General features: G+C 42.9%; 1 pseudogene. It reads left to right on the forward strand.

The features are described 5' to 3' along the window. Window positions 1–303 (forward strand): annotated as a pseudogene (locus ACYVRA_RS08780) (hypothetical protein); the annotation flags it as partial. Window positions 304–462: the final 159 nt, after the last annotated feature.

The raw sequence follows: 462 nt of genomic DNA on the forward strand, positions 1-462 counted from the left end.
GTCGTGCAGAATGAGCTTTTCCATAATGGAAACGTTGAAGCGTGGAAGAGGATTATCGCCAGTTATAAAGCCAAACATCCCAATCTTGAAGTGTATATCTACTATGAAAATGAGCGGATTTTGGACATTAATTCGTTGTTTAAGTGGGGCAAGGTAAAACATGGCAGCGCCATTGAATTTGCCGTAGCCGGAAATGAAATTCAAGATGTAGCGAAGCTGCAACGTTATCTGGCGCAAGGAGCCAGTCATATGTTTGAAGCCTTCCTGCATGGGCCGGTTAATTCCGTGCTTAAACTATTTTAATAAGGAAAATATATGGACTCAAGAATACATTTTTTTAGCCAAAAAGACGTTATCCCCAGTAAGGTGGCGCCTGAATTATTGGGTATCCGCGGACGGCAGGCGAATGAATTTGCCGAACTTGGTTTTCCGATTCTGCCGGGAATTATTCTGGATACCGAA

This window comes from Treponema sp. R8-4-B8 (genome assembly GCF_054786175.1).